The organism is Pectobacterium quasiaquaticum, assembly GCF_014946775.2.
Taxonomy (GTDB): domain Bacteria; phylum Pseudomonadota; class Gammaproteobacteria; order Enterobacterales; family Enterobacteriaceae; genus Pectobacterium; species Pectobacterium aquaticum.
The window spans coordinates 2,711,895-2,731,727 of sequence record NZ_CP065177.1 but is presented as its reverse complement, the minus strand read 5'-3'; the positions used below and the strand labels follow the sequence as shown (position 1 = coordinate 2,731,727).

Sequence of the window (19,833 nt, the reverse complement as noted above, 5' to 3'; positions counted from 1 at the left end):
GAGGCAAACGCAGTGAGTCAACTAGCAAATAAGGAACGTTCGTTGTTGAGTATACTGCGTCCTTTCCGGCGCAGCTTTTGGAGCATTGGGATTTTCAGCGCCATCGTGAATCTACTGATGCTGTCGCCTTCGATTTATATGCTGCAGGTTTACGATCGCGTACTGGCTTCGGGGAATGGCACCACGTTGCTGATGCTCACCCTGCTGATTGCCGGTCTGGGGATATTCATGGCGGCACTCGAATGGGTGCGAAGCCTGGTGGTCGTAAGGCTCGGTACCCGTATCGATTTACAGCTGAATCAACAAGTCTTCAACGCCGCATTTGAGCGCAATCTGGAGGCTGGTGAGGCCAAAGCCGGTCAGGCGCTGAACGATCTCACGCTATTGCGGCAGTTTATTACGGGCAACTCACTGTTTGCCTTCTTCGATATTCCCTGGTTTCCCTTCTTTTTATTCGTGCTGTTCCTGATCCATCCGGTTCTCGGCCTGCTGGCGCTGGGAGGAACGGGGGTACTGGTGCTGCTGGCATGGCTGAATCAGTATCTCACCACGTCGCCTCTGGAAGAGGCAAATCACGAAGCACTACAGGCGACCCATCTTGCGGATACGCAACTGCGTAATGCTGAAGTCATTGAATCGATGGGGATGCTACCTAATTTGCGCCGCCGTTGGCTGGGGCAACACTACCGTTTTATTACGCTGCAAAATCTAGCGAGCGAACGGGCCGCGGTTGTCGGGGCTGCATCAAAACATGCGCGTATTTTTCTGCAATCGCTGATGCTCGGTGTGGGGGCCATGTTAGCGATTAAGGGCGAAATTACCCCGGGGATGATGATTGCGGGGTCAATTCTTGTTGGGCGCGTGTTGAGCCCTATCGATCAGTTTATCGGGATTTGGAAACCGCTGAGCAGTGCGCGGCAAGCCTGGTATCGACTCAGCCGTATCATGACAGCTTATCCGCCTAAAGCGGAGGCGATGGCGCTGCCTGCGCCGGTTGGCCAGCTCAGCGTCGAGAATGTGTTATTGCAGACGCCGCAAGGGGCATCAAGATTACAGGATATCCATTTCTCGCTTCAGGCGGGAGAAACGTTGGTGATTCTGGGCGCATCGGGTTCAGGTAAGTCGACGCTGGCACGTCTACTGGTTGCGACGCAAACACCGACGCGTGGCAAGGTGCGGTTGGATGGGGCCGATCTAAGTCAGGTGGATAAAACAGCGTTTGGTCCGGCAATGGGTTACCTGCCACAGGACGTACAGCTGTTTAAAGGCACGCTGGCGGAGAATATTTCCCGCTTTGGCGAGCATGATGCGGAAAAAATTGTTGCGGCGGCGAAGTTGGCTGGCGTCCATGAAATGATTCTTAGCCAACCGCAGGGATATGACACGCCCCTTGGCGCTGACGGCAACGGGCTGTCGGGTGGGCAACGGCAACGTATCGCTCTGGCGCGTGCAGTGTATGGCGATCCCTGTCTGCTGGTACTCGATGAGCCAAACTCCAGCCTCGATAACGAAGGTGAAATGGCGCTGGCGCAGGCGATCTCGCATCTTCAGAAGCGGGGAGCGACGGTGATACTGATTACCCATCGTCCCGCATTAACCACGTTGGCGCATAAAATTCTGGTACTCAATCAGGGTAAGCAACAGCGCTTTGGGCCAGCGCGCGACATTCTGAACGAGTTGCAGCCGCGGCGTGCCGCCAATCAAGCTCAAATGACACCTGCCGCCGCTGTCCAGCCGTAACAGGGAATGATGAATACAGGGAAAGACATGTCCGCATCAGAAATAAGCGAAGAAAGTATGAACCAGACGGCACGGCGCGATGAAAAACGTGCCGTGCGTTTGGGGTGGTTGCTGGTGCTCGTCGGGTTCGGCGGTTTTCTCCTGTGGGCACTGTTTGCACCGCTGGACAAGGGCGTCATGGTGAATGGCAGCGTTGTGATTTCTGGCAACCGCAAAGTTGTGCAGCACAATCAGGGCGGCATCGTCGATAAAATCCAGGTGAAAGACGGCGACAGGGTTGAGGTTGGTCAGATTCTGCTCACGCTGAATGAGGTCGATGCGCGTTCGGCGAGTGAAGGGCTGGATGGTCAATACTTACAACTGGTGGCGCGTGAAGGTCGGCTGCTTGCCGAGCAGCAGCGCCTGAGCGACATGGTGATGACGCCTCGCCTGCAACCGCTAGCGGAAAAGCCGGAGATGCGCGTGATTACGGCATTACAGCGTGATTTACTGCACAGCCGTCAGCAGTCGCTCAAGCTTGAAGCCGAAGGAATGCGCTCAAGTATCGCGGGGATGGAGGCGTCGCTCAGCGCCCAGCGTCAGGTGATGTCCAGCAAGCAGAAACAGCGGGAGACGTTGGAACAACAGCTGCAAGGGCTGCGCTCACTAGCGGCGGAAAACTATGTCCCACGCAACAAAATGCTGGATAACGAACGTCTGCTGGCGCAGCTTAACGGCGATATCGCCCAACTGGCGGGGGATATCAACCGTACCCGTCGTGATATTGAACAACAAACGCTGCTGATCGCCCAGCGCCAGCAGGAATACGACAAAGAAGTGAACAGCGAGCTGGCGGACGTGCGGGCGCTGCTGAGCGATGTAGGCAGTAAGAAGGAAAAAGCCGATTTCAATCTGGCGAATATTCAGATGCGCGCACCCGTTTCCGGCACGGTAGTTGGGCTGAAAGTGTTTACGGAAGGCGGTGTGATTGCGCCGGGGCAGACACTTCTGGAGATTGTGCCGGACGATCAGCCTCTCTTAGTGGATGCGCGTCTGCCTGTTGAGCTGGTGGATAAGATCTGGCCGGGGTTACCCGTCGAGCTTCAGTTCGTCGCGTTTAACCAGAGTACGACGCCGCGCGTGGCGGGTACCGTCGAGTTGCTGTCCGCCGACCGCCTGCTGGATGAGCGAGACGGTTCCCCTTATTACAGCCTGCGCGTTCAGGTGGATGAGGCCGGGAAACGTGCGCTGGAAGGGCTGGAAGTCAAGCCCGGTATGCCGGTTCAAGGGTTTGTTCGTACCGGAGAGCGGTCGTTCGTCAATTATCTCTTTAAGCCTTTAATGGATCGCCTGCATCTGGCATTAACGGAAGAATAATCATGCAAAGGATCGCGATAATCGTGCTGTTTGGGCTGCTTTCTTCGGGTACCAACGCATTAGGGTTGCTTGATGCGTGGGAGTTAGCGCTGCGCAACGACGCGCAGTTTCGTGCGGCGGGGTTTGAGCATGCCGCGGGTCAGGAAGAAGAAACGATCGGGCGTGCCAATCTGCTTCCCAATCTCCAGTATGGCTATAACGCTAACCGCAGCCATTCCAAAGTCACCCAAACAGATAGCTTCACGGGTAACACGCTAAAACGCGATTATGACAGCTACACGTCAACGCTGTCGCTGCGCCAGCCGCTGCTGGACTATGCGGCTTGGGCGCGTTATCAGCAGGGTGTTGCCCGCACACTGATGGCCGATCAGCGTTTTCGCGATCGCAGTCAGGATTTGATGGTGCGGCTATATCAAGCTTGGAGCAGTGCGCTGCTGGCGCAGGAAAAGCTGCAATTGCTGGATGCGCAGCAGCGGGCGTATCAGGAACAACTGGCGCTGAATAAACGCCTGCTGCTGGCGGGTGAAGGTACGCTAACGGATGTGCGGGAAACGGAGGCGCGTTTTACGCTGATCGAAGCGCAGCGCATTGAACAGCAGGATAATCTGGATGCCGCGATCACCGATCTGGAAAATATGACGGGGACGTCGCTGGATATCGCGACGTTGTATCCTCTGGCGCTTACTCAACTGCCGCCTGCGGAATCAGGCAAGCAGACACTGGCACAGTGGCGCGATCTTGCCGTGCAGCACAATGCCAAACTGGCGACGCAGCGCGAAGGGCTGGCGGTCAGCCGCTATGAAATCGAACGCAGCCGTGCTGGGCATTTACCTACGCTGTCGCTGGTGGCATCGTCACGCAATAGTCGTTCGGAAAGTGAATACAACTACAACCAGAAATACGACACGCAGAGTGTCGGTTTGCAACTGAATGTCCCGCTTTACGCTGGCGGCTCTGTCTCCGCATCTATGCGACAGGCGGCGGCGGAATATCAGCAAAGTCAGGCGGAGCTGGACGATCAAACCAAGAAAACGCTGGCTGAATTGAAAAAGTACTACAATCTGTACAATAACGGGTCGGCGAAAATTAAGGCCTGGCAAATGACGGCCTCGTCGGCGCAAGAAGCAGTTAATGCCACGCGGTTGAGTGTTGCAGGTGGAGAACGTATCAATCTGGATATTTTGCTGGCCGAACAGGATTGGTATAACGCCCGACGAGAGTTGGCGGAAGCGAAATACAGCTGGCTTCAGGCATGGCTATTACTGCGCTATACCGCAGGTACGCTGAACGAGAAAGATATTCTGGAACTGGCAGCCTGGTTTCAGCCTGCAACAGTGTCATTTGCCAACAACAGAGCCATTAGCCAATAACAAAACCATCAGACACTAAAACAGATGATAAAAATCATATACGGATAATCGGCTATGATTTTTATCAGCAGAGAAGTCTACGCAGGTATAACGTGAAGTCTGAAAAGTAGAAATGGGTGATGAATAGAAGTGCATGACGAATAGAAAGGGTTCGATTTTGTGTGATATCGCGCCTCAGTAATACTTAAACTCCTTTAAAATCATAAAACCCCCTCATTTTGCATAATGGCCTCCATTCTTATCAGGAGGCTTTATCGTGAAAAAAATCAAAAAACCGCGTCTTACCGGCTGGATTGTGACATCCGCTTTTCTCTTTGCTGTTATCGGGCTGATTTCACCACAGCAGCTTCCCGTCACCGTCTATAAGCTCTCGCTTATCTCACTCGCTGCAGTACTAGGCTATTGGCTGGATCGCTCGCTGTTTCCTAAAGCGCGCCCCGGTCTGTTCCTCGAACAAGGTGATGAGCCTGTACCGCGTGGACGTTTCCCGGTTCGGGACGGCCACCACACCGTATTTGCCGCCGCGATGTTACGACGAGCGCTGATTGTGTCAGCCGTTTGCATCGGCGTAGCGATGGGGTTGTGATATGCGACACCTTCTCATCACGCTGCTTGTTAGCCCGATGCTTTTTAGCGCGACGGTCTGCGCCGACACGATCCCTCGGGCCGCGCAGGCATACCGCAGTGATGTGATCCGCAGCGCACGGCTGGATTGGGGCATGAATGCCCCGATTGCTGACTTCGCGGCGCAGTTGCATCAGGAAAGCGGCTGGAATCCTCGGGCCGTTTCCCCCGTCGGTGCACAGGGGTTGGCGCAGTTTATGCCGACCACCGCCGACTGGTTTAGCGGTATCGTCCCTGAACTTCGCGCTAATCAACCGTTTAATCCCGCCTGGGCTATCCGTGCTCTGACGGGCTACGATCGCTGGCTGTGGATGCGAATCAGTGCCAGCAACGACTGCGAACATATGGCAATGACCTTATCGTCCTACAACGGCGGGCTTGGCTGGTTACAGCGTGATAAGCAACGCGCGAAGATCGTCGAGAAGGACATACTTCGCTGGTTCGATCATGTGGAAACCGTCAATGCCGGACGCAGTGCCGCCAACTGGCGTGAAAATCGCCATTATCCCGACCGCATTTTGCATCAGTTGGCGCCACGGTATTTGAGCTGGGGGAGGGCGAGCTGTGTGGAATAGTCTGTTTCTCAATAGCCTGAAATCCTTTCTTTCACCACGCGTGGTCGCCGTCCTGCTTGTCGTGGCGCTGCTACTCGCGGTCTATCTGACTGGCCGTCATCAGGGTTATCAACTGGCGCAGGCACTGGGGGATGCCGAGCTGGCGAAACAGCAGGCGGCGTTCAACTTGCTACAGCAGCAGCAGGCCGAAACCCAAAACCAGCTACTACGTGCGGCGGCGGAGCAATATCAGCAGCAGGTAGAACGTGGGAATCAACTCGAACAGCGCTATCTGGCAGCGCGTCAAAAACTGGCGGCGGATAACGCCGCTCTGCAACGGAAGATCGATCATGTTACTCAGCAATACATTGACGAAAAAGGCAAAGTTCAGCCTGTGCAGTGCGTGTTTACTCGTGGCTTCGTGCAGTACTACAACGCCGCTTTCGGTCTGTCCGCCGACGGTGCCACAGACGTTACCACCGCTGCCCGCCGCACTGGCGCAGCGTCCGGTTCCAGCGCAACCGCTGACGCCGAATTACAGCCTTCAGGCGTCTCCCAACGCGATATTCTCGCCAATATCAGCGACAACGGAGAGCGCTATCAAGCGCTAAGTGCGCAGGTTAACGCGCTACTGGATTACATCGACGCGCTACAACAGGCAGGGGAGGTAACACGTGAAGATTGAAGTGGAATTCTGGTCGCTGGTCGGCCTGTTGTTGTCGTTTATGAGTTTCCTGTTTGCCGCCGGACGGATTCTGCTCACCCAGATTGAAAAGCGACTGAACGAGCGTTTTGCCGCCCTGGAAAATGCACGCCAGAAGAGCGAGCAAGGCTGGACGCGGCTGGAGCGCGAGTTTCTGGAATTTCGTGCTGACTTACCGCTGATCTATGTGCGACGTGAGGATTACATCCGTGGTCAGACGGTCATCGAAGCCAAGCTGGATGCGCTTTATAACAAGCTGGAATTGGTGCAGCAGCGGTATTCGGGAGGCAATCATGGCTGATACGCAGCGTATCCGACAGGAATCGATGCGTTGGCACTTGCTTATCGCATTAAACAAAACGCGACCTTACACCGCGAATGAAATGTTCCTGCTAGCGCTGATGCAGCGGCTGTATTCCGATGCCTCAGAGCCGGAGCTGCGTCATGCACTGGATTACCTGGCCGACCGCAAGATGGCGGTATTGACCAAGACGGTGGGCGGCGTCTGGCTGGCGAATCTTACCCGCCTTGGTGTGGATGTCGTGGAATATGTGGTTGACGGTATGGTTGGCATCGCCCGGCCAGAAAAATATTGGGATCGGTAATCCCATTGCATTGGTTTCTCTTCTGTCTTTGCGCGTTATCAGTATCGTCATATTTATTTGCGCCAGCACAATTGTGCTGGCGTTTTTTTATCGAAAGAATTTTTATTTTTCAGCGTATTAGCCGTCTTTTTTCAAATAAATCACTTCGCTGTTTTTTCTAAAACAGATTAAAAGCCGCAGCCAACCCTTATCCGGATACTAGCGCCATCAACACGATGTGCCACCAAAATAGTGCGCCATTAACACAGTGGGTGAACGGATATGAATACCAGACCAATTATCGATGCGGTGATAGCCCGCCTCCAGCAGCACTTACCGGCACGGCGGATTGCGTCCTGTCCAGAAAACATTCTGATCAGGCCCGCTCTCCTGACGCCTGGCGATGTGCTGGTGGGGTATCGCGGTTCCGAATTTTCCGCACCGGAAGATGCGGATTCTCCGGTTCAGACGCAGCGACCACAGCTGATGGTTGCCGTGCTGCTGCCGGAGCTGGATGGCGACGACGGCGTGCTGGCCACGCTCGATATTGTCCGTCAGGCGTTGGGAGGATACCGACTGCCTGACTGTCATCGCGGTATTCGGTTAGTGCGCGACCGCTACGTGGGTTACACCGAAGGACGCTGGCATTACGCCATCGATTGCACCACAGAAACCCTTTTTATCGAAGACCGCGAGCAGACGGATGGTCCGCTGCTTACCACGGTTAATTATGAGGAGAAAGACGCATGAAATACCGCTACACCGGCCCCGCCAGCGGCGTCACGCTGGCAGATGGTCAGGAAATTCTGCTTTGGCCCGCTCAGGTGACTGAACTGCCGGCAGATCATGAATACGTGAAAACGCTGATCGCGCTGGGCTATTTGCTGCCTGTCGCGGATCAGGTTCTGGCTGATAGCGCAACGGAGGTGACCCTTGGCCGCTAATTATTTACATGGTGTGGAAACCATTGAAGTTGAAACCGGTGCTCGTCCGGTGAAAACCGTCAAATCTGCGGTGATTGGGCTGATTGGTACGGCGCCGCAGGGTGCGGTAAATGACGTTACGCTGTGCCTGTCCGAAAAAGATGCAGCGCAGTTTGGTAGCCAGTTCGGCGGCTATACCATCCCGCAGGCGCTGGATGCAATTTACGATCATGGCGCGGGTACGGTTCTGGTTATCAACGTGCTGGATCCGGCGAAACACAAATCGTCTGTGAGCGCAGAAAAAGTCACCTTTGACAAAGCGACCGGTACGGCACAACTGGCGAACCGCGTGGTTGCCAAGCTGGTGCTGACGGCGGCAGAAGGCGGTCAGCCGTTTGTCGAAGGTCAGGACTATACGTTGGATGCACAAACCGGTGTACTGAAAAATTTGGGTAAAAACATCGATGTGACCGCTGTGGTAAGCGCGTCTTACGACTTTGCTGATGCCACGAAAGTGACTGCCGCTGACATCATCGGCAGCATCAACGCCGCGGGCAAACGCACCGGTATGAAACTGCTGAACGATACCTACAACCTGTACGGCTTCTTTGCCAAGATTCTGATTTCGCCGGTGTTCTGTACGCAAAATAGCGTAACGACCGAGTTGATTTCGCTGGCCGACAAACTGGGCGCGATTGCCTATATCGATGCGCCAATCGGTACCACCTTTGCGCAGGCGCTGAGCGGCCGTGGCCCAGAAGGCACGATCAACTTCAACACCAGTTCTGAACGTGCTCGTCTGTGCTATCCGCATGTAAAAGTGTACGACGCGGAAACCAACAGCGAACGTCTGGAGCCGCTGTCGGCACGTGCTGCCGGCCTGCGTGCCAAAGTCGATCTGGAGAAAGGTTTCTGGTGGTCGTCGTCCAACCAGGAAATCAAAGGGATCACCGGCGTAGAGCGCCAGTTGTCCGCAATGATTGACGATCCGCAGAGCGAAGTGAACCTGCTGAACGAGCAGGGCATCAGCACCATTTTCAACAGCTACGGCTCTGGCCTGCGTCTGTGGGGCAACCGCACCGCGGCCTGGCCAACCGTGACGCACATGAAGAACTTTGAAAACGTGCGTCGTACCGGCGATGTGATTAACGAATCCATCCGCTATTTCAGCCAGCAGTACATCGATATGCCGATCAATCAGGCGCTGATCGATGCGCTGGTGGAATCCGTCAACGCCTACGGTCGCAAGCTGATCGGTGACGGCGCGCTGCTGGGCTTCAAATGCTGGTTCGATGCTGCGCGTAACGAGCAAACCGAGCTGGCGGCAGGGCACCTGTTGCTTAACTACAAATTCACTCCGCCGCCGCCGCTTGAGCGTCTGACCTTTGAGACGGAGATCACCTCGGAATACCTGGTAACGCTGGAGGGCACTAACTGATGGCCGGGAAAATTGAAGTAAACCGTATTACTAACGCCAACATCTACATCAATGGTACCAACCTGCTGGGGCGTGCGCAGGAAATTAAACTGCCGGATATCTCCATGATCATGCAGGAGCACAAAGCGCTGGGGATGGTCGGCAAGATCGAACTGCCTGCGGGCTTCGACAAGCTGGAAGGCGAGATCAAGTGGAACTCCTTCTACCGTGAAGCGATGCTGGCGGCAGCGAACCCTTACCAGTCGCTGGCGCTACAGTGTCGCTCCAGCGTGGAACGCTACGGCTCTCAAGGCCGTATCGAAGAAGTGCCACTGGTGACGCACATGACCATCATGTTCAAAAAGAATCCGCTGGGCACGTTCAAGCAGCACGAAAACCCGGATTTTAGCAGCGCGTTCAGCTGTACCTACATCAAGCAGGTGATGAACGGTGAAGACCTGCTGGAGCTGGATTACCTGTCCAACATCTTCATGGTTGGCGGTGTGGATCAACTGAACAGTTACCGCGCCAATATCGGCGGTTAATCTGGTATTCATTGACTAAGTAAGGAAAGAAAGGGGCTTCGGCCCCTTTCTTATGCCCGCCGCTTTCGTTTTCTAATTCACTTTAAAATCGTTATTCCTCGCCGCACGCGATACTGCTCCCGACATTTACTAAGGAGCTGTTATGCACACTGAAACCTATTCTCTGCAATTCCCTTACACCACTTCTGCCGGCCAACGCGTGGAGTCCATTTCGCTCAAGCGTCTGAAAGTCAAAGATATCAAAGCGGTGAAAAAAATCAGCGATGACCCAAGAAACTGGGACGACGCGTTGCTGTCACGCATGACCGGTCTGGTGCCGGAAGACATCGATGAGATGGACGCGCAGGACTACATGGCGCTGCAAAAACGATTTCAGCAGCTACTTGGGTTGGATAACGCAGCCGGCGCTGCTGTGGAAAGCGCAGGCCCTGCTGGCGAGGTGGTTTCGCTTTCAGCCGAGTGAGATTGATGCGCTGGAACTGGACGACTTTGAACACTGGCTGGATGAAGCCAGCGAACAGATAAAACGTGAGAACGGTGAGGAAGACTGATTACTGACAGGATTAATTAGGCCACCATCCACCCAACCCGGCCAGCGACAGGACGCTGGCCGTTTTCCTCCCTCACCACCTGTCTTCTTCTCCCGCTTATCACCCGTCCTTTTCCTCGTTTTATCCCCGGTTTGTACTGGGGAAACCACACTGGAGCGGCGCAAGCCGCCGTCTCCGATCCGCCCCGCAAGGGGTTTTTCTGAATGAGAGTGAACCGTGGATATGCTTTTAAACGGTGTCATGCTGGGCAGGGCGTTTGGCGCCACGCTGGATGACACAAAAAAATCGCTGCAGCCACTTAGCGATAAACTCAAACAAGCTGAGGAGTGGCAGCGTCTGTTTAATCAGTCGCTGGAGCGCTTTGGCAATGTCAGTTTGCGCAGCACACAGGTGACATCCCGACTGAGCCAGTCACTAAGTAAATTGGCAACCAATCAGGAACGGCTGGCGCGTAGCCAGTCGCGTCAGGAAACGCTACGTAGCCGTCGGGGTGAATTCGCCGATGATTTTAAGACTAAGCGTGAGCAGTTTGGTTCTGCCATGAAGCCGATTGTGGCGTCGGTCACACGCTATGCCTCATTTGAGGCGCAGTTGCGTGACATCAGCGTTGCTCATGGGATATCGAGTGAGCAAGAAAAGTTGATGGGGCAGAAACTGCGTCAATCTTCTCAACAGGTGAACCAAAAGCCAGATGCATTGCTCGGTAGTGCCGGGCAACTGCTTGCTTACGGCATGTCACCGGATCAGGCAACGGATGTTGCGGCAGTTTTAGGGAAAACGTCAACGGCCTCTGGCGTGGCGCTGTCCGATCTTACTGCACTTTCGGCCACGTTGGATGACGTGTTTAACCTGAAAGGGGCGAAGGCGCTGGAGGAATCCTTCTCCCGCATGTTGGCAGGCACGAAACAAGGTTTCTCCATGGCGTCGATGACGCAATATGCGACTGCGCTGGCTCCAGGGTTTACGGCAATGGGAGCGACGGGCAATCAGGCGTTGAGTCAGTTGGTTTCCAGCCTGAGCGCGACAAAAGGCGCGGATACGGAGGCGAACACGGCTGCCCGGTTGGGAAGTTTCATTAATGCCGTGGGACGAACCGACATTGCCGACAGCTACGACAACGCGGGCGTAGATTATAACGCGTCGCTAAAAAGCTACATGAAAGGCGGCTATTCACAGTACGACGCCGCAGTTCAGATTAGTAACAGATTCATCGACAGCAAAGGCAGTCAATTCCAGCAACTGTGGGATAAGGCCAGTAAAGCGGGCAATGTAGACGCACAGCAAAGTTTAATGCAGCGTTACGGCTTGCAGGAAGTGTTCCGCACGCCAGAAGCGGTGAATCATGCGATGTCGATGAAGCAGAACTGGCAGAGCTATCAAGCGAACCAACAGCGGATGAACAGCCCGACAGCCACGCAAACGCTGGATCTCGACTTCGCTCGGCAGAATGACACATTGACTGGGCGCTGGAATCAAATGACAACGTCAGTGATGAATATTGCGCTCAATGTGGGGGAAGCGCTGGTGCCAGTATTGGTTTCCTTGAGTGACATACTGATTCCTATTCTGGATCAACTGGTGACCTGGACGGCGGCGAACCCTGAACTGGTTCGTGGGATCGTGATGGCCGTTGCCGGTTTCTTCGCGTTCAGAATGGCATTGAGCGGTGCGAAGCTGGGGATTATCACATTGCTATCGCCTTTACTGAGCGTTTGGGACGGTATTTTGCAGGTTCAGCGTGGCTGGCAACTGTTCAATGCGGGATTAAGAACAACTGGTGTGTTGCAAGGTATTGGGGGGACGTTGAGCCGGCTGGTTGGCGGAGCAGGAACATTAAGGCGCATGCTTGGCGGTATGTTACGTAACGGCTTGATGATGGCGGGTCGAGCAGTATTGTTTCTCGGACGTATGCTGCTGATGAATCCGATTAGTTTGGCAGTAACGGCAATCGCAGGGGCAGCTTACCTGATTTACCGATATTGGGAACCGGTTAGCGCATTCTTTAAAAATCTCTGGTCACAAGTCAGTCAGGCTTTTAATGCAGGGTGGGAAGCGCTCAATAATGCGGTATCTGGTGGCGTAGTAGGTATTACCGCTTTACTGCTCGATTGGTCTCCATTTGGTGTAATTTATTCAGTCTTTTCCAATGCTATCAATGAACTGGGTATTCAGCTTCCTAGCAGCCTAAGTGAACTCGGAGGCATGATTATTGATGCATTGGTTAAGGGGCTGATCAGTTATTTCCCCGAGCTAAAAAACGTCCTGAAAACGATCGACGAATTTATTCCCGATAGCGTTAAAAACTTTCTGGGTATCGGCTCGAAAACCGTCTCTATCGAAGCTGGCGGCCAACCTGTGGCTGCCAATGTTATGGGGCCACCCGTTCTGCAACCCACGTCGGTATCAGCATTGTCGCTAGAACCAACACCGCCTATTGAATCACCTAAGGCTGAGAGCACTGCGTCAACCCCGCAACAGCGTGTCGCACTGACATCAACTGTCGGTGGAGCAAAAGGTAAGTTAGTCAGCGCAGCCCCTTCCGAGCGTGTTCAGGTTGCTTTCTCACCCACCATTTATCTCAACGGCCAGAAGGCAGCGCCAACGCCTGAAATGACGAAGACGCTGACGCTTAGCATGAATGAACTGGAAAATATGTTGAACAAGCTGCTCGCTCAGCGTGAGCGCAGGGGGTACGCCTGATGTTTGCAGTATTAGGAAATATTGAATTTGAAGTGACTGCCTACTGGGACGGCTTTAATACGTCATTCGGCGCAGATTATGCCGAGCATGGCCGCATTGAAGGTAAACCCGGTCTGCAGTTCATCGGTGCAAAACTGGACGAGATTACTATTAGTCTGGTGTTTCACAAGCAGTACTGCACGCCAGATGTGGAGCTGAAACGGTTGACGGAGGCGATGCGTGCGCATCAGGCAATGGCGTTAGTCTTCGGCAATGGGGATTATCGCGGCTGGTTTGTGATTACGGCACTGACGTCGACCAGCGAACATACCGACGCGAAGGGCAACGTATTGGCCATGAATGCCTCGCTAACGCTGCGAGAATTCATTGGCGATCCGAAAAATCCGCTCAAACCGCCTGCGATACAGACGCCTGTTCCTAACGTTAGCGCCATCACCCAGGCGGTCCAGAAAGTGAGCAATTTTTCAGCTTCACTACGCACGGCTGTCACGTATGCCAAGAAGGCTCAATCAGCTGTTAAGGCGGTGAAAACCACCGTTCAGATTGTAAAACGAATGAAGAACAATCCCGAAACCGCGCTGTTGCAAATTCCCGGGCTGCTAACGCAAGTCGGGAATGTATTGACGCCGTTAAGTCAGGTGGCGCCTGCGTTTAAAAAAGCGGCAGAGGCCATATCTGATACAGCGGTTCAGGCAGAGAAGATGATGCCTGAAATTACAGCGGTTAATAAAGCGGCGAATGAAATGCTGAATCAGGTCAAGCAAGTTGCCACCTTGTTGCAGGGCGTCGACAGCAAAAACGTTATCGAGAAGCTTGAAGCCATCAGTAAACATGTTGAGGCCGCGAGCGACACATTTAAAGGCGCTGAGCCTGCGCTGAGCAAACTGACAGCGGAAATCGTGAAGAGGGTTGAAGCATATGCACCTTGAACATATCACTACACAGGGCGAACGCTGGGATACCTTGTCCTACCTGTATTACGGCGATCCGCTCGGCTATCCGCGGATTATTGCGGCTAACCCGCATGTCCCCATTGTGCCGCTGTTGCCATCGGGTTTGGTGGTGCTGATTCCGATTATTGAACAGGCAGAGGTCAGTAAAACGAAGGATACCCCACCATGGCTGCGTTAACGGAAGAACTAACCCTGCTCGCTCCTGCGGTGTCGGAAGTACTGCAACCGGCGTTCACCCTGTGGTATCAGCAAAAAGACATCACCAATGATATCGCACCGTATGTTACCAGCGTGACATATACCGATAGCATCAAGAATGAATCGGATTCGATCGAGGTCAGGCTCGATGATACCGATGGCCGCTGGATGGATAAATGGTATCCCGGTACGGGCGATACGTTATCGCTCAAGCTGGGGTATCTCGGTGAAATGCTGTTTGACTGCGGCACTTTCTCGATTGATGAAATTGAGGTGAGCTCACCGCCGAGCGAAGTGATGATTCGCGGCGTTGCGACATCGGTCAATCGTGCGCTGCGAACCAAATCAAACCGCGGTTTTGAAGATACAACGTTAGCCGCGATTGCGACACGTATCGCGAAAAAGCATCAGTTGATGCTGGTAGGGAAGATTCAAATCATCAAGATCGATCGTGTTACGCAATATGCGGAAACCGATGTCGCTTTTCTAAAGCGGCTCGCCAGTGAATATGGCTATGTCGTGAAGGTGGTCAGCGACCAACTGATTTTTTCCCATCTGGCGGCGCTGCGCAATCAGGCGTCTGTTCGGCAAATTAAGCCAACGGACGTCGCGCGTTTTTCACTGAGCGATACGATCAGCCACGTCTATAAAAACGCTAAGACGAAATATCAGAAAGGGAGTGAAAAGAAACTGATGGTTTATGAAGCCAACAGTGGCGCGAACAACGAAATGAAGTCTGCCGGTGCTGAGACCAGTGCGGATACGTTGAAAGTTAACGTGCGCGCGGCGGATGCTTCTGGAGCGAGGATGAAAACCGATGCCGCATTGGATGCGCACAATGAAAAGCAACAAAAGGGTTCGATGACGCTGATGGGCAGCCCGCAGTTGGCGGCGGGGAATAAAGTGGAGCTGGTGTCATTCGGCCAACTTTCTGGCCATTGGTTGATCGAATCGGCTCGCCATGCTCTGGAACGTGGTAGTGGTTATACCACGGAGATTGGGTTGATTCGCGGGCCAATTACTGCGGGCAAGCGGAAATCGGATGGCGGAAAAACGCTGGTGACTTACCACCCGGATGGCAGCCAGACAACGCAGAAGGTTAAGAGCAAAAAGGATATAGGCTTATGAGTTTATCTCGTCGAATTGGCACGATAAGCGCGGTGGATGAGGCTCGCGTGATGGTGCGCGTTCGTCTACCAGAGTGCGACAATCTGCGTACGGCCTGGCTGCCGGTATTACAGCGCAATACGCAGAATAATAAGGATTATTGGTTGCCGGATATTGGCGAACAGGTCGAAGTTCTGTTGGACGGAAACGGCGAGGATGGTCTGGTGCTAGGGGCGATTTACTCTGCCGCCGATGTGCCAACGTTGGCAGATAAGGACAAAAGGGCGGTAACGTTCGCTGACGGTGCGCATATTGAATACGATCGCCGAACGCATACGTTAACGATCAACGGCGGCGTGCAGCATATTGCGATTAGCAGCGGTGCTGACGTGGTGGTTAACGCGCAGCGTGTCACTATCAATGCGCCAGAGACGACGGTGACGGGCAAGCTTCTGGTGCAAGGGCAACTCACCTATGAGAGCGGGATGTCCGGTTCCGGCGGTGCCAGCCTCAGTGGCGATGTTAGTATCTCCGGTAACGTCAGCGCTAGCGGCAGCGTCATGGATGCCGGTGGCAACTCCAATCACCACTCGCACTAGCACGTTCTCTAAACCGCTTTAATATTCCTTCCTCTCACCGGGGGCGACAATAGCCCCCTATGAAAACTCAATCTGTTTTTTGGCAACCGGCGCTGCAACGTTCTGGCGACATCGTCGAAGGAACGGCAGATATCATGCAGGCGATTCACATCATCCTGCGGACACCCTGCGGCAGCGACCCACATCGGCCTGACTTTGGTAGCAATCTACATCTGTATCTCGATTATCCGATCGATCGTGCGATCCCGCATGTCGTCAGGGAATCGGTAGAAGCGATCAAACGATGGGAACCTCGCTGCCAGCTACTGGCGGTTAAACCTTCTGTGAATGGGGCTCACCTGACGCTGCACGTTAGCTGGAAAACCGCTAACGGCGCGACACAGACCACGGAGTTGTTATGGCGCTGACAGAACCCAATTTTATTGAACGCGATGCGGCGAAGATTACCGCTGAAATGATCGCGAAATATGAAGCTGATTCGGGGAAAACACTCTATCCGGCGCAGGCCGAACGCCTGCTGATCAACCTCTTTGCTTACCGGGAAACTTTATTGCGTAGTGCGGTTCAGGAAGCCGCCAAGCAGAACCTGGTCGCGTTTGCTCGTGCACCGATGCTGGATTATCTGGCTGAACTGGTCGGTGTCTACCGTTTGGCAGCGCAGCCGGCGCGCGCAGAGCTTCGCTTCACCCCTGAAACGCCGTTAGTCAGCGATCTGCTGATTCCTGCGGGCACTCGTGTTAGTGCGTCAGACAGCGTGATTTTCACCACTGACAGCGACGCGCTGCTGAGAATGAACGGTAGCGGCGTCACCGTGTTGGCGACCTGTACCGAAACTGGCGATGTGGGTAATGACTGGCTGCCTGCCCAGATCAGTACGCTGCTGGATGAGATTGGCGACAGTGATTTGAGCGTAGTCAATATCACCAAGAGCAGTGGTGGTTCCGCCGAGGAAGATGACGATCGCCTGCGTGAACGTGTTCAACTGGCACCGGAATCGTTCAGTACGGCGGGCTCGAAACTGGCGTATCGCTTCCATGCGATGCGGGCACACCAAAACATTGTCGATGTGGCGGTGATGTCGCCCGAACTGGGTGAAGTGGTGCTGTATCCGTTGCTCAGCACTGGCTTGCCGGACAGTAGCATGCTTTCGCTGGTGGAAAGTTTTTGCTCCGACGAACAGGTGCGTCCACTGACGGATTTTGTTTCCGCCAAATCACCCACGCAGGTGGATTACGCCATCAGCGCCAAATTGACGCTATTTAACGGCGAACAGGCTGCTGTAGTTCAGGCCGCCGCAGAAAAAGCGGTGCAGGCCTGGGTGGAAACCCGTACTGCTACGTTGGGGCGCGATATTGTCCCAAGCCAGATTATCGCCACGTTATCCATCCCCGGTGTGTATCAGGTGGAGCTCGTTTCGCCGTCATTGATGGTGCTTGATGACAGTGAATGGGCGAACTGTACGGGCATCAATATCAGCGTCGTCGGGGTGTCGAATGGCTGATTCACTACAACTGCTGCCACCGCCATTGGCGGCTGACGCCAGCTTTCGTTCGCTGGCGGAATTGGCCGACCGCTTTGATGACATCGATCTGAATGCTTTGCTGGTTTATCTGATCGATATCGCTGACGGCAGCGTGTTGCCCTGGCTGGCAGAACAATTCTCGTTGTTTGGCGACGGCTGGGAACTGGCGGAATCGGATGACTCCAAACGTGCGCTGATCAAGGCCGCTATCGATCTGCATCGCAGCAAAGGTACGCCCTGGAGCATTAAAGAGATCATCCGTCGTTTCGGATTCGGCGAGAGCACGCTGATCGAGAATATTGGCCGCCTGAGCTACGACGGTGAAACCACTTATAACAACCTTTATGTACACGGTGATAAAGCGGTGTGGGCCGTCTATCGCGTGCTGCTAAAACAACCGATTACCAACGATCAGGCCAGAATGCTGCGTAACGCTATTGGGATGTTTGCCCCAGCGCGGTGCCATCTGGCCAGTATCGAATATTGGGAAGTGCCTATCCGCTACAACCGGACGGCAATATACGACAGTAACTACAATCATGGGAGCGCTTAAACATGGCGAATTTGTCAGAGAACCCACAATGGGTTGACGGCATTTACCAAATCGAAACGTCAGATCCGGTCGTAGGTGGACCGGATGGTGTTTCAAATCGACAGGCTAAAGAGTTAGCCAGCCGTACCAGTTATTTGAAAAAAGAGCAGGAAAAAACGGGCAGCGATCTGGCGAAGCACACCACCGCCGCCGATCCGCATACACAATATGCACCGAAGGAGAATCCGACTTTCACTGGCACGCCGAAAGCGCCAACGCCTGCAACCGACAGTAATAGTCAGCAGGTGGCGACGACGGCATTTGTTAAGTCCGTTGTTGCTGCACTCATTAATGGTGCACCTGCGGCATTAGATACCTTGCAGGAATTGGCGAAATCACTGGGTAATGATCCCAGTTTCTCGGCAACGGTGTTGAATGCGATTGCTGATGTAAAAACTGAGGCTGCGAATAAGCTGAATACACACAATTCAGCGGCTGATCCACATACGCAATATGCACCAAAAGCGAGCCCTGCGTTGACGGGTAAGCCGACGGCACCAACGGCGGCACAAGCATCGAATGATACGCAGGTAGCGACAACGGCATTTGTTAAAGCGGCTGTCGCCGCATTGGTGAATGGTTCCCCAGCAGCATTGGATACCTTACAGGAACTGGCCAATGCATTAGGGAATGACCCTAACTTTTCCACCACGGTATTGAATGCATTAGCTGGAAAGCTGGCAAAAGATCAGAACGGTGCGGATATTGCGGATAAGAGTCTGTTTATTAAAAATATTGGCGCTGCCCGTGCTTTTCACGGAGCGATAAATATTGGTGGTGATAATGGTGCGTGGAAAACTTCTGATTTTATTGCGTGGTTGAAAAGCCAAGGAGCGTTTAATCATCCCTCTTGGGTATGCAAAGGGACTTGGAGTTACGCAAGTAATAAGGTTATTACCGATACGGGAGTCGGTAATATTCAGTTGGCTGGTGCGGTCATTGAAGTGTTTGGTCTGGAAAGTGCGATGACCATTCGTATCACTACGCCTTCTGCGGTAAGTGTTGCAGGGGCGATACCCAATGCGCAGTTTACCTATATTAATCATGGCGATAATTACTCTCCGGGTTGGAAACGGGATTATAATACGCTGAATCTACCTACCGCGGCGGATGTGGGTGCCTATAGCAAAGCAGAGACGGATACCCGTGTCGCAGCAGCAACTACCGCTGCCAATAACGCGACGATAGCAGCGACCAATGCGAATACGAATGCCAATGGGCGTGTACCGTCTGAGCGTAAGGTGAATGGGAAGGCATTAAGCGCAGATATTACGTTAGCGGCAGCAGATGTAGGGGCATTGCCCGCAGCAGGAACAGCGACTGCTGCGACAAAATTGGCCACACCGCGTAAAATTAACGGTGTGGCATTTGATGGTTCTGCTGATATTACATTAACTCCTACAAACCTCGGTTTTGGGGAAGTGTGGTTTTCTGCCCGGCAACGTATGATCCTGAATGAGCCAATCATAATTGAACATCTCATATCTGAATTGAATGTCGATTCATGTATTACAGAAGTGATGATCGTGTGTGTTGCTGCAAATGAGACGTACCAGATCGGTGATGTATTGATGTGCCCGGCCGCGCTGGTTTCAATTGCAGGTGCATCACGATATTTACCGTTAACTGCAGGGGTGTCGAAAACGCATATTCAATTCAATGTCCCTAATAGAGGTTTTTTTGGCGGAGATAGGTTGTCAGGTGGCGGAATTGTTATCGGAACACAAAATGAATTGAATAATTGGGCAGTAGTTTTAAAAATAATTAATTTTTGAAAATTAGTAGATTATAGCGG

23 protein-coding genes are annotated in these 19,833 nt (G+C 53.5%); all 23 read left to right on the top strand.

Annotated features, from left to right (window positions below):
• Positions 1-12: 12 nt before the first annotated feature.
• The 23 genes from IG609_RS12535 (at position 13) to IG609_RS12430 (ending at position 19,813) form a co-directional block, all read left to right on the top strand.
• Positions 13-1,740 carry a type I secretion system permease/ATPase gene (locus IG609_RS12535; protein ID WP_193399426.1) on the top strand — a complete coding sequence of 576 codons (1,728 nt, stop codon included), beginning with the start codon at positions 13-15 and terminating at the stop codon, positions 1,738-1,740.
• Between the two features lie 27 nt (positions 1,741-1,767).
• Entirely contained in the window at positions 1,768-3,096 is a 1,329-nt protein-coding gene (locus IG609_RS12530) for an HlyD family type I secretion periplasmic adaptor subunit (RefSeq protein ID WP_193399425.1), read from the top strand.
• Between the two features lie 2 nt (positions 3,097-3,098).
• A complete protein-coding gene (locus tag IG609_RS12525; protein ID WP_193399424.1) occupies positions 3,099-4,466 on the top strand; it encodes a TolC family outer membrane protein in 1,368 nt (455 codons plus the stop codon).
• Between the two features lie 256 nt (positions 4,467-4,722).
• The gene (locus IG609_RS12520) at positions 4,723-5,052 is read left to right on the top strand and encodes a putative holin (RefSeq protein ID WP_010281025.1); all 330 of its coding nucleotides are present in this window, start codon (positions 4,723-4,725) and stop codon (positions 5,050-5,052) included.
• Between the two features lies 1 nt (position 5,053).
• Positions 5,054-5,665, top strand: a complete 612-nt coding sequence (locus IG609_RS12515) for a transglycosylase SLT domain-containing protein (protein WP_193399423.1) — start codon at positions 5,054-5,056, stop codon at positions 5,663-5,665.
• Positions 5,655-6,329 carry a hypothetical protein gene (locus tag IG609_RS12510; protein ID WP_193399422.1) on the top strand — a complete coding sequence of 225 codons (675 nt, stop codon included), beginning with the start codon at positions 5,655-5,657 and terminating at the stop codon, positions 6,327-6,329. The genes IG609_RS12515 and IG609_RS12510 overlap by 11 nt, the downstream gene beginning before the upstream one ends.
• Positions 6,319-6,648 (top strand): hypothetical protein, encoded by a 330-nt coding sequence (locus IG609_RS12505; protein WP_010281034.1) that lies wholly within the window; start codon positions 6,319-6,321, stop codon positions 6,646-6,648. Before IG609_RS12510 ends, IG609_RS12505 begins: the two co-directional genes overlap by 11 nt.
• A complete protein-coding gene (locus tag IG609_RS12500; RefSeq protein WP_193399421.1) occupies positions 6,641-6,952 on the top strand; it encodes a hypothetical protein in 312 nt (103 codons plus the stop codon). The genes IG609_RS12505 and IG609_RS12500 overlap by 8 nt, the downstream gene beginning before the upstream one ends.
• 261 nt (positions 6,953-7,213) lie before the next feature.
• Positions 7,214-7,681, top strand: a complete 468-nt coding sequence (locus IG609_RS12495) for a Gp37 family protein (RefSeq protein WP_193399420.1) — start codon at positions 7,214-7,216, stop codon at positions 7,679-7,681.
• Positions 7,678-7,875 carry a hypothetical protein gene (locus IG609_RS12490; protein ID WP_010281040.1) on the top strand — a complete coding sequence of 66 codons (198 nt, stop codon included), beginning with the start codon at positions 7,678-7,680 and terminating at the stop codon, positions 7,873-7,875. Before IG609_RS12495 ends, IG609_RS12490 begins: the two co-directional genes overlap by 4 nt.
• The gene (locus tag IG609_RS12485; RefSeq protein ID WP_193399419.1) at positions 7,865-9,292 is read left to right on the top strand and encodes a phage tail sheath subtilisin-like domain-containing protein; all 1,428 of its coding nucleotides are present in this window, start codon (positions 7,865-7,867) and stop codon (positions 9,290-9,292) included. The genes IG609_RS12490 and IG609_RS12485 overlap by 11 nt, the downstream gene beginning before the upstream one ends.
• Positions 9,292-9,816: a phage major tail tube protein gene (locus IG609_RS12480; RefSeq protein ID WP_010281046.1), complete on the top strand. Its 525-nt coding sequence runs from the start codon at positions 9,292-9,294 to the stop codon at positions 9,814-9,816. The genes IG609_RS12485 and IG609_RS12480 overlap by 1 nt, the downstream gene beginning before the upstream one ends.
• A 142-nt stretch (positions 9,817-9,958) precedes the next feature.
• Positions 9,959-10,279, top strand: a complete 321-nt coding sequence (locus tag IG609_RS12475) for a phage tail assembly protein (RefSeq protein WP_193399418.1) — start codon at positions 9,959-9,961, stop codon at positions 10,277-10,279.
• Complete coding sequence (locus tag IG609_RS20525) at positions 10,224-10,367, top strand: GpE family phage tail protein (protein ID WP_086002476.1); 144 nt, start codon at positions 10,224-10,226, stop codon at positions 10,365-10,367. Before IG609_RS12475 ends, IG609_RS20525 begins: the two co-directional genes overlap by 56 nt.
• A 222-nt stretch (positions 10,368-10,589) precedes the next feature.
• A complete protein-coding gene (locus IG609_RS12470) occupies positions 10,590-13,067 on the top strand; it encodes a phage tail tape measure protein (protein WP_193399461.1) in 2,478 nt (825 codons plus the stop codon).
• Positions 13,067-13,996 carry a phage tail protein gene (locus IG609_RS12465; RefSeq protein ID WP_193401106.1) on the top strand — a complete coding sequence of 310 codons (930 nt, stop codon included), beginning with the start codon at positions 13,067-13,069 and terminating at the stop codon, positions 13,994-13,996. The genes IG609_RS12470 and IG609_RS12465 overlap by 1 nt, the downstream gene beginning before the upstream one ends.
• Positions 13,986-14,198, top strand: a complete 213-nt coding sequence (locus IG609_RS12460; RefSeq protein ID WP_193399416.1) for a tail protein X — start codon at positions 13,986-13,988, stop codon at positions 14,196-14,198. Before IG609_RS12465 ends, IG609_RS12460 begins: the two co-directional genes overlap by 11 nt.
• The gene (locus IG609_RS12455; protein WP_193399415.1) at positions 14,186-15,346 is read left to right on the top strand and encodes a phage late control D family protein; all 1,161 of its coding nucleotides are present in this window, start codon (positions 14,186-14,188) and stop codon (positions 15,344-15,346) included. Before IG609_RS12460 ends, IG609_RS12455 begins: the two co-directional genes overlap by 13 nt.
• On the top strand, positions 15,343-15,924 hold the full coding sequence (locus IG609_RS12450) for a phage baseplate assembly protein V (RefSeq protein WP_039500581.1): 582 nt from the start codon (positions 15,343-15,345) through the stop codon (positions 15,922-15,924). Before IG609_RS12455 ends, IG609_RS12450 begins: the two co-directional genes overlap by 4 nt.
• A 59-nt stretch (positions 15,925-15,983) precedes the next feature.
• A complete protein-coding gene (locus IG609_RS12445; protein WP_095699143.1) occupies positions 15,984-16,331 on the top strand; it encodes a GPW/gp25 family protein in 348 nt (115 codons plus the stop codon).
• The gene (locus IG609_RS12440; RefSeq protein WP_193401104.1) at positions 16,322-17,425 is read left to right on the top strand and encodes a baseplate assembly protein; all 1,104 of its coding nucleotides are present in this window, start codon (positions 16,322-16,324) and stop codon (positions 17,423-17,425) included. The genes IG609_RS12445 and IG609_RS12440 overlap by 10 nt, the downstream gene beginning before the upstream one ends.
• Positions 17,418-17,999 carry a phage tail protein I gene (locus IG609_RS12435; protein ID WP_193401102.1) on the top strand — a complete coding sequence of 194 codons (582 nt, stop codon included), beginning with the start codon at positions 17,418-17,420 and terminating at the stop codon, positions 17,997-17,999. The genes IG609_RS12440 and IG609_RS12435 overlap by 8 nt, the downstream gene beginning before the upstream one ends.
• A gap of 2 nt (positions 18,000-18,001) precedes the next feature.
• Complete coding sequence (locus tag IG609_RS12430; RefSeq protein WP_226374261.1) at positions 18,002-19,813, top strand: hypothetical protein; 1,812 nt, start codon at positions 18,002-18,004, stop codon at positions 19,811-19,813.
• The last annotated feature ends 20 nt before the right edge of the window (positions 19,814-19,833 follow it).

What these genes read in the sequence shown, in the direction of transcription:
- IG609_RS12530 (WP_193399425.1), top strand. Translation starts at nt 1,768, where the DNA reads ATGTCCGCATCAGAAATAAGCGAAGAAAGTATGAACCAGACGGCACGG.
- IG609_RS12525 (WP_193399424.1), top strand. Translation starts at nt 3,099, where the DNA reads ATGCAAAGGATCGCGATAATCGTGCTGTTTGGGCTGCTTTCTTCGGGT.
- IG609_RS12515 (WP_193399423.1), top strand. Translation starts at nt 5,054, where the DNA reads ATGCGACACCTTCTCATCACGCTGCTTGTTAGCCCGATGCTTTTTAGC.
- IG609_RS12500 (WP_193399421.1), top strand. Translation starts at nt 6,641, where the DNA reads ATGGCTGATACGCAGCGTATCCGACAGGAATCGATGCGTTGGCACTTG.
- IG609_RS12495 (WP_193399420.1), top strand. Translation starts at nt 7,214, where the DNA reads ATGAATACCAGACCAATTATCGATGCGGTGATAGCCCGCCTCCAGCAG.
- IG609_RS12490 (WP_010281040.1), top strand. Translation starts at nt 7,678, where the DNA reads ATGAAATACCGCTACACCGGCCCCGCCAGCGGCGTCACGCTGGCAGAT.
- IG609_RS12480 (WP_010281046.1), top strand. Translation starts at nt 9,292, where the DNA reads ATGGCCGGGAAAATTGAAGTAAACCGTATTACTAACGCCAACATCTAC.
- IG609_RS12475 (WP_193399418.1), top strand. Translation starts at nt 9,959, where the DNA reads ATGCACACTGAAACCTATTCTCTGCAATTCCCTTACACCACTTCTGCC.
- IG609_RS12470 (WP_193399461.1), top strand. Translation starts at nt 10,590, where the DNA reads ATGCTTTTAAACGGTGTCATGCTGGGCAGGGCGTTTGGCGCCACGCTG.
- IG609_RS12465 (WP_193401106.1), top strand. Translation starts at nt 13,067, where the DNA reads ATGTTTGCAGTATTAGGAAATATTGAATTTGAAGTGACTGCCTACTGG.
- IG609_RS12460 (WP_193399416.1), top strand. Translation starts at nt 13,986, where the DNA reads ATGCACCTTGAACATATCACTACACAGGGCGAACGCTGGGATACCTTG.
- IG609_RS12455 (WP_193399415.1), top strand. Translation starts at nt 14,186, where the DNA reads ATGGCTGCGTTAACGGAAGAACTAACCCTGCTCGCTCCTGCGGTGTCG.
- IG609_RS12450 (WP_039500581.1), top strand. Translation starts at nt 15,343, where the DNA reads ATGAGTTTATCTCGTCGAATTGGCACGATAAGCGCGGTGGATGAGGCT.
- IG609_RS12445 (WP_095699143.1), top strand. Translation starts at nt 15,984, where the DNA reads ATGAAAACTCAATCTGTTTTTTGGCAACCGGCGCTGCAACGTTCTGGC.
- IG609_RS12440 (WP_193401104.1), top strand. Translation starts at nt 16,322, where the DNA reads ATGGCGCTGACAGAACCCAATTTTATTGAACGCGATGCGGCGAAGATT.
- IG609_RS12435 (WP_193401102.1), top strand. Translation starts at nt 17,418, where the DNA reads ATGGCTGATTCACTACAACTGCTGCCACCGCCATTGGCGGCTGACGCC.
- IG609_RS12430 (WP_226374261.1), top strand. Translation starts at nt 18,002, where the DNA reads ATGGCGAATTTGTCAGAGAACCCACAATGGGTTGACGGCATTTACCAA.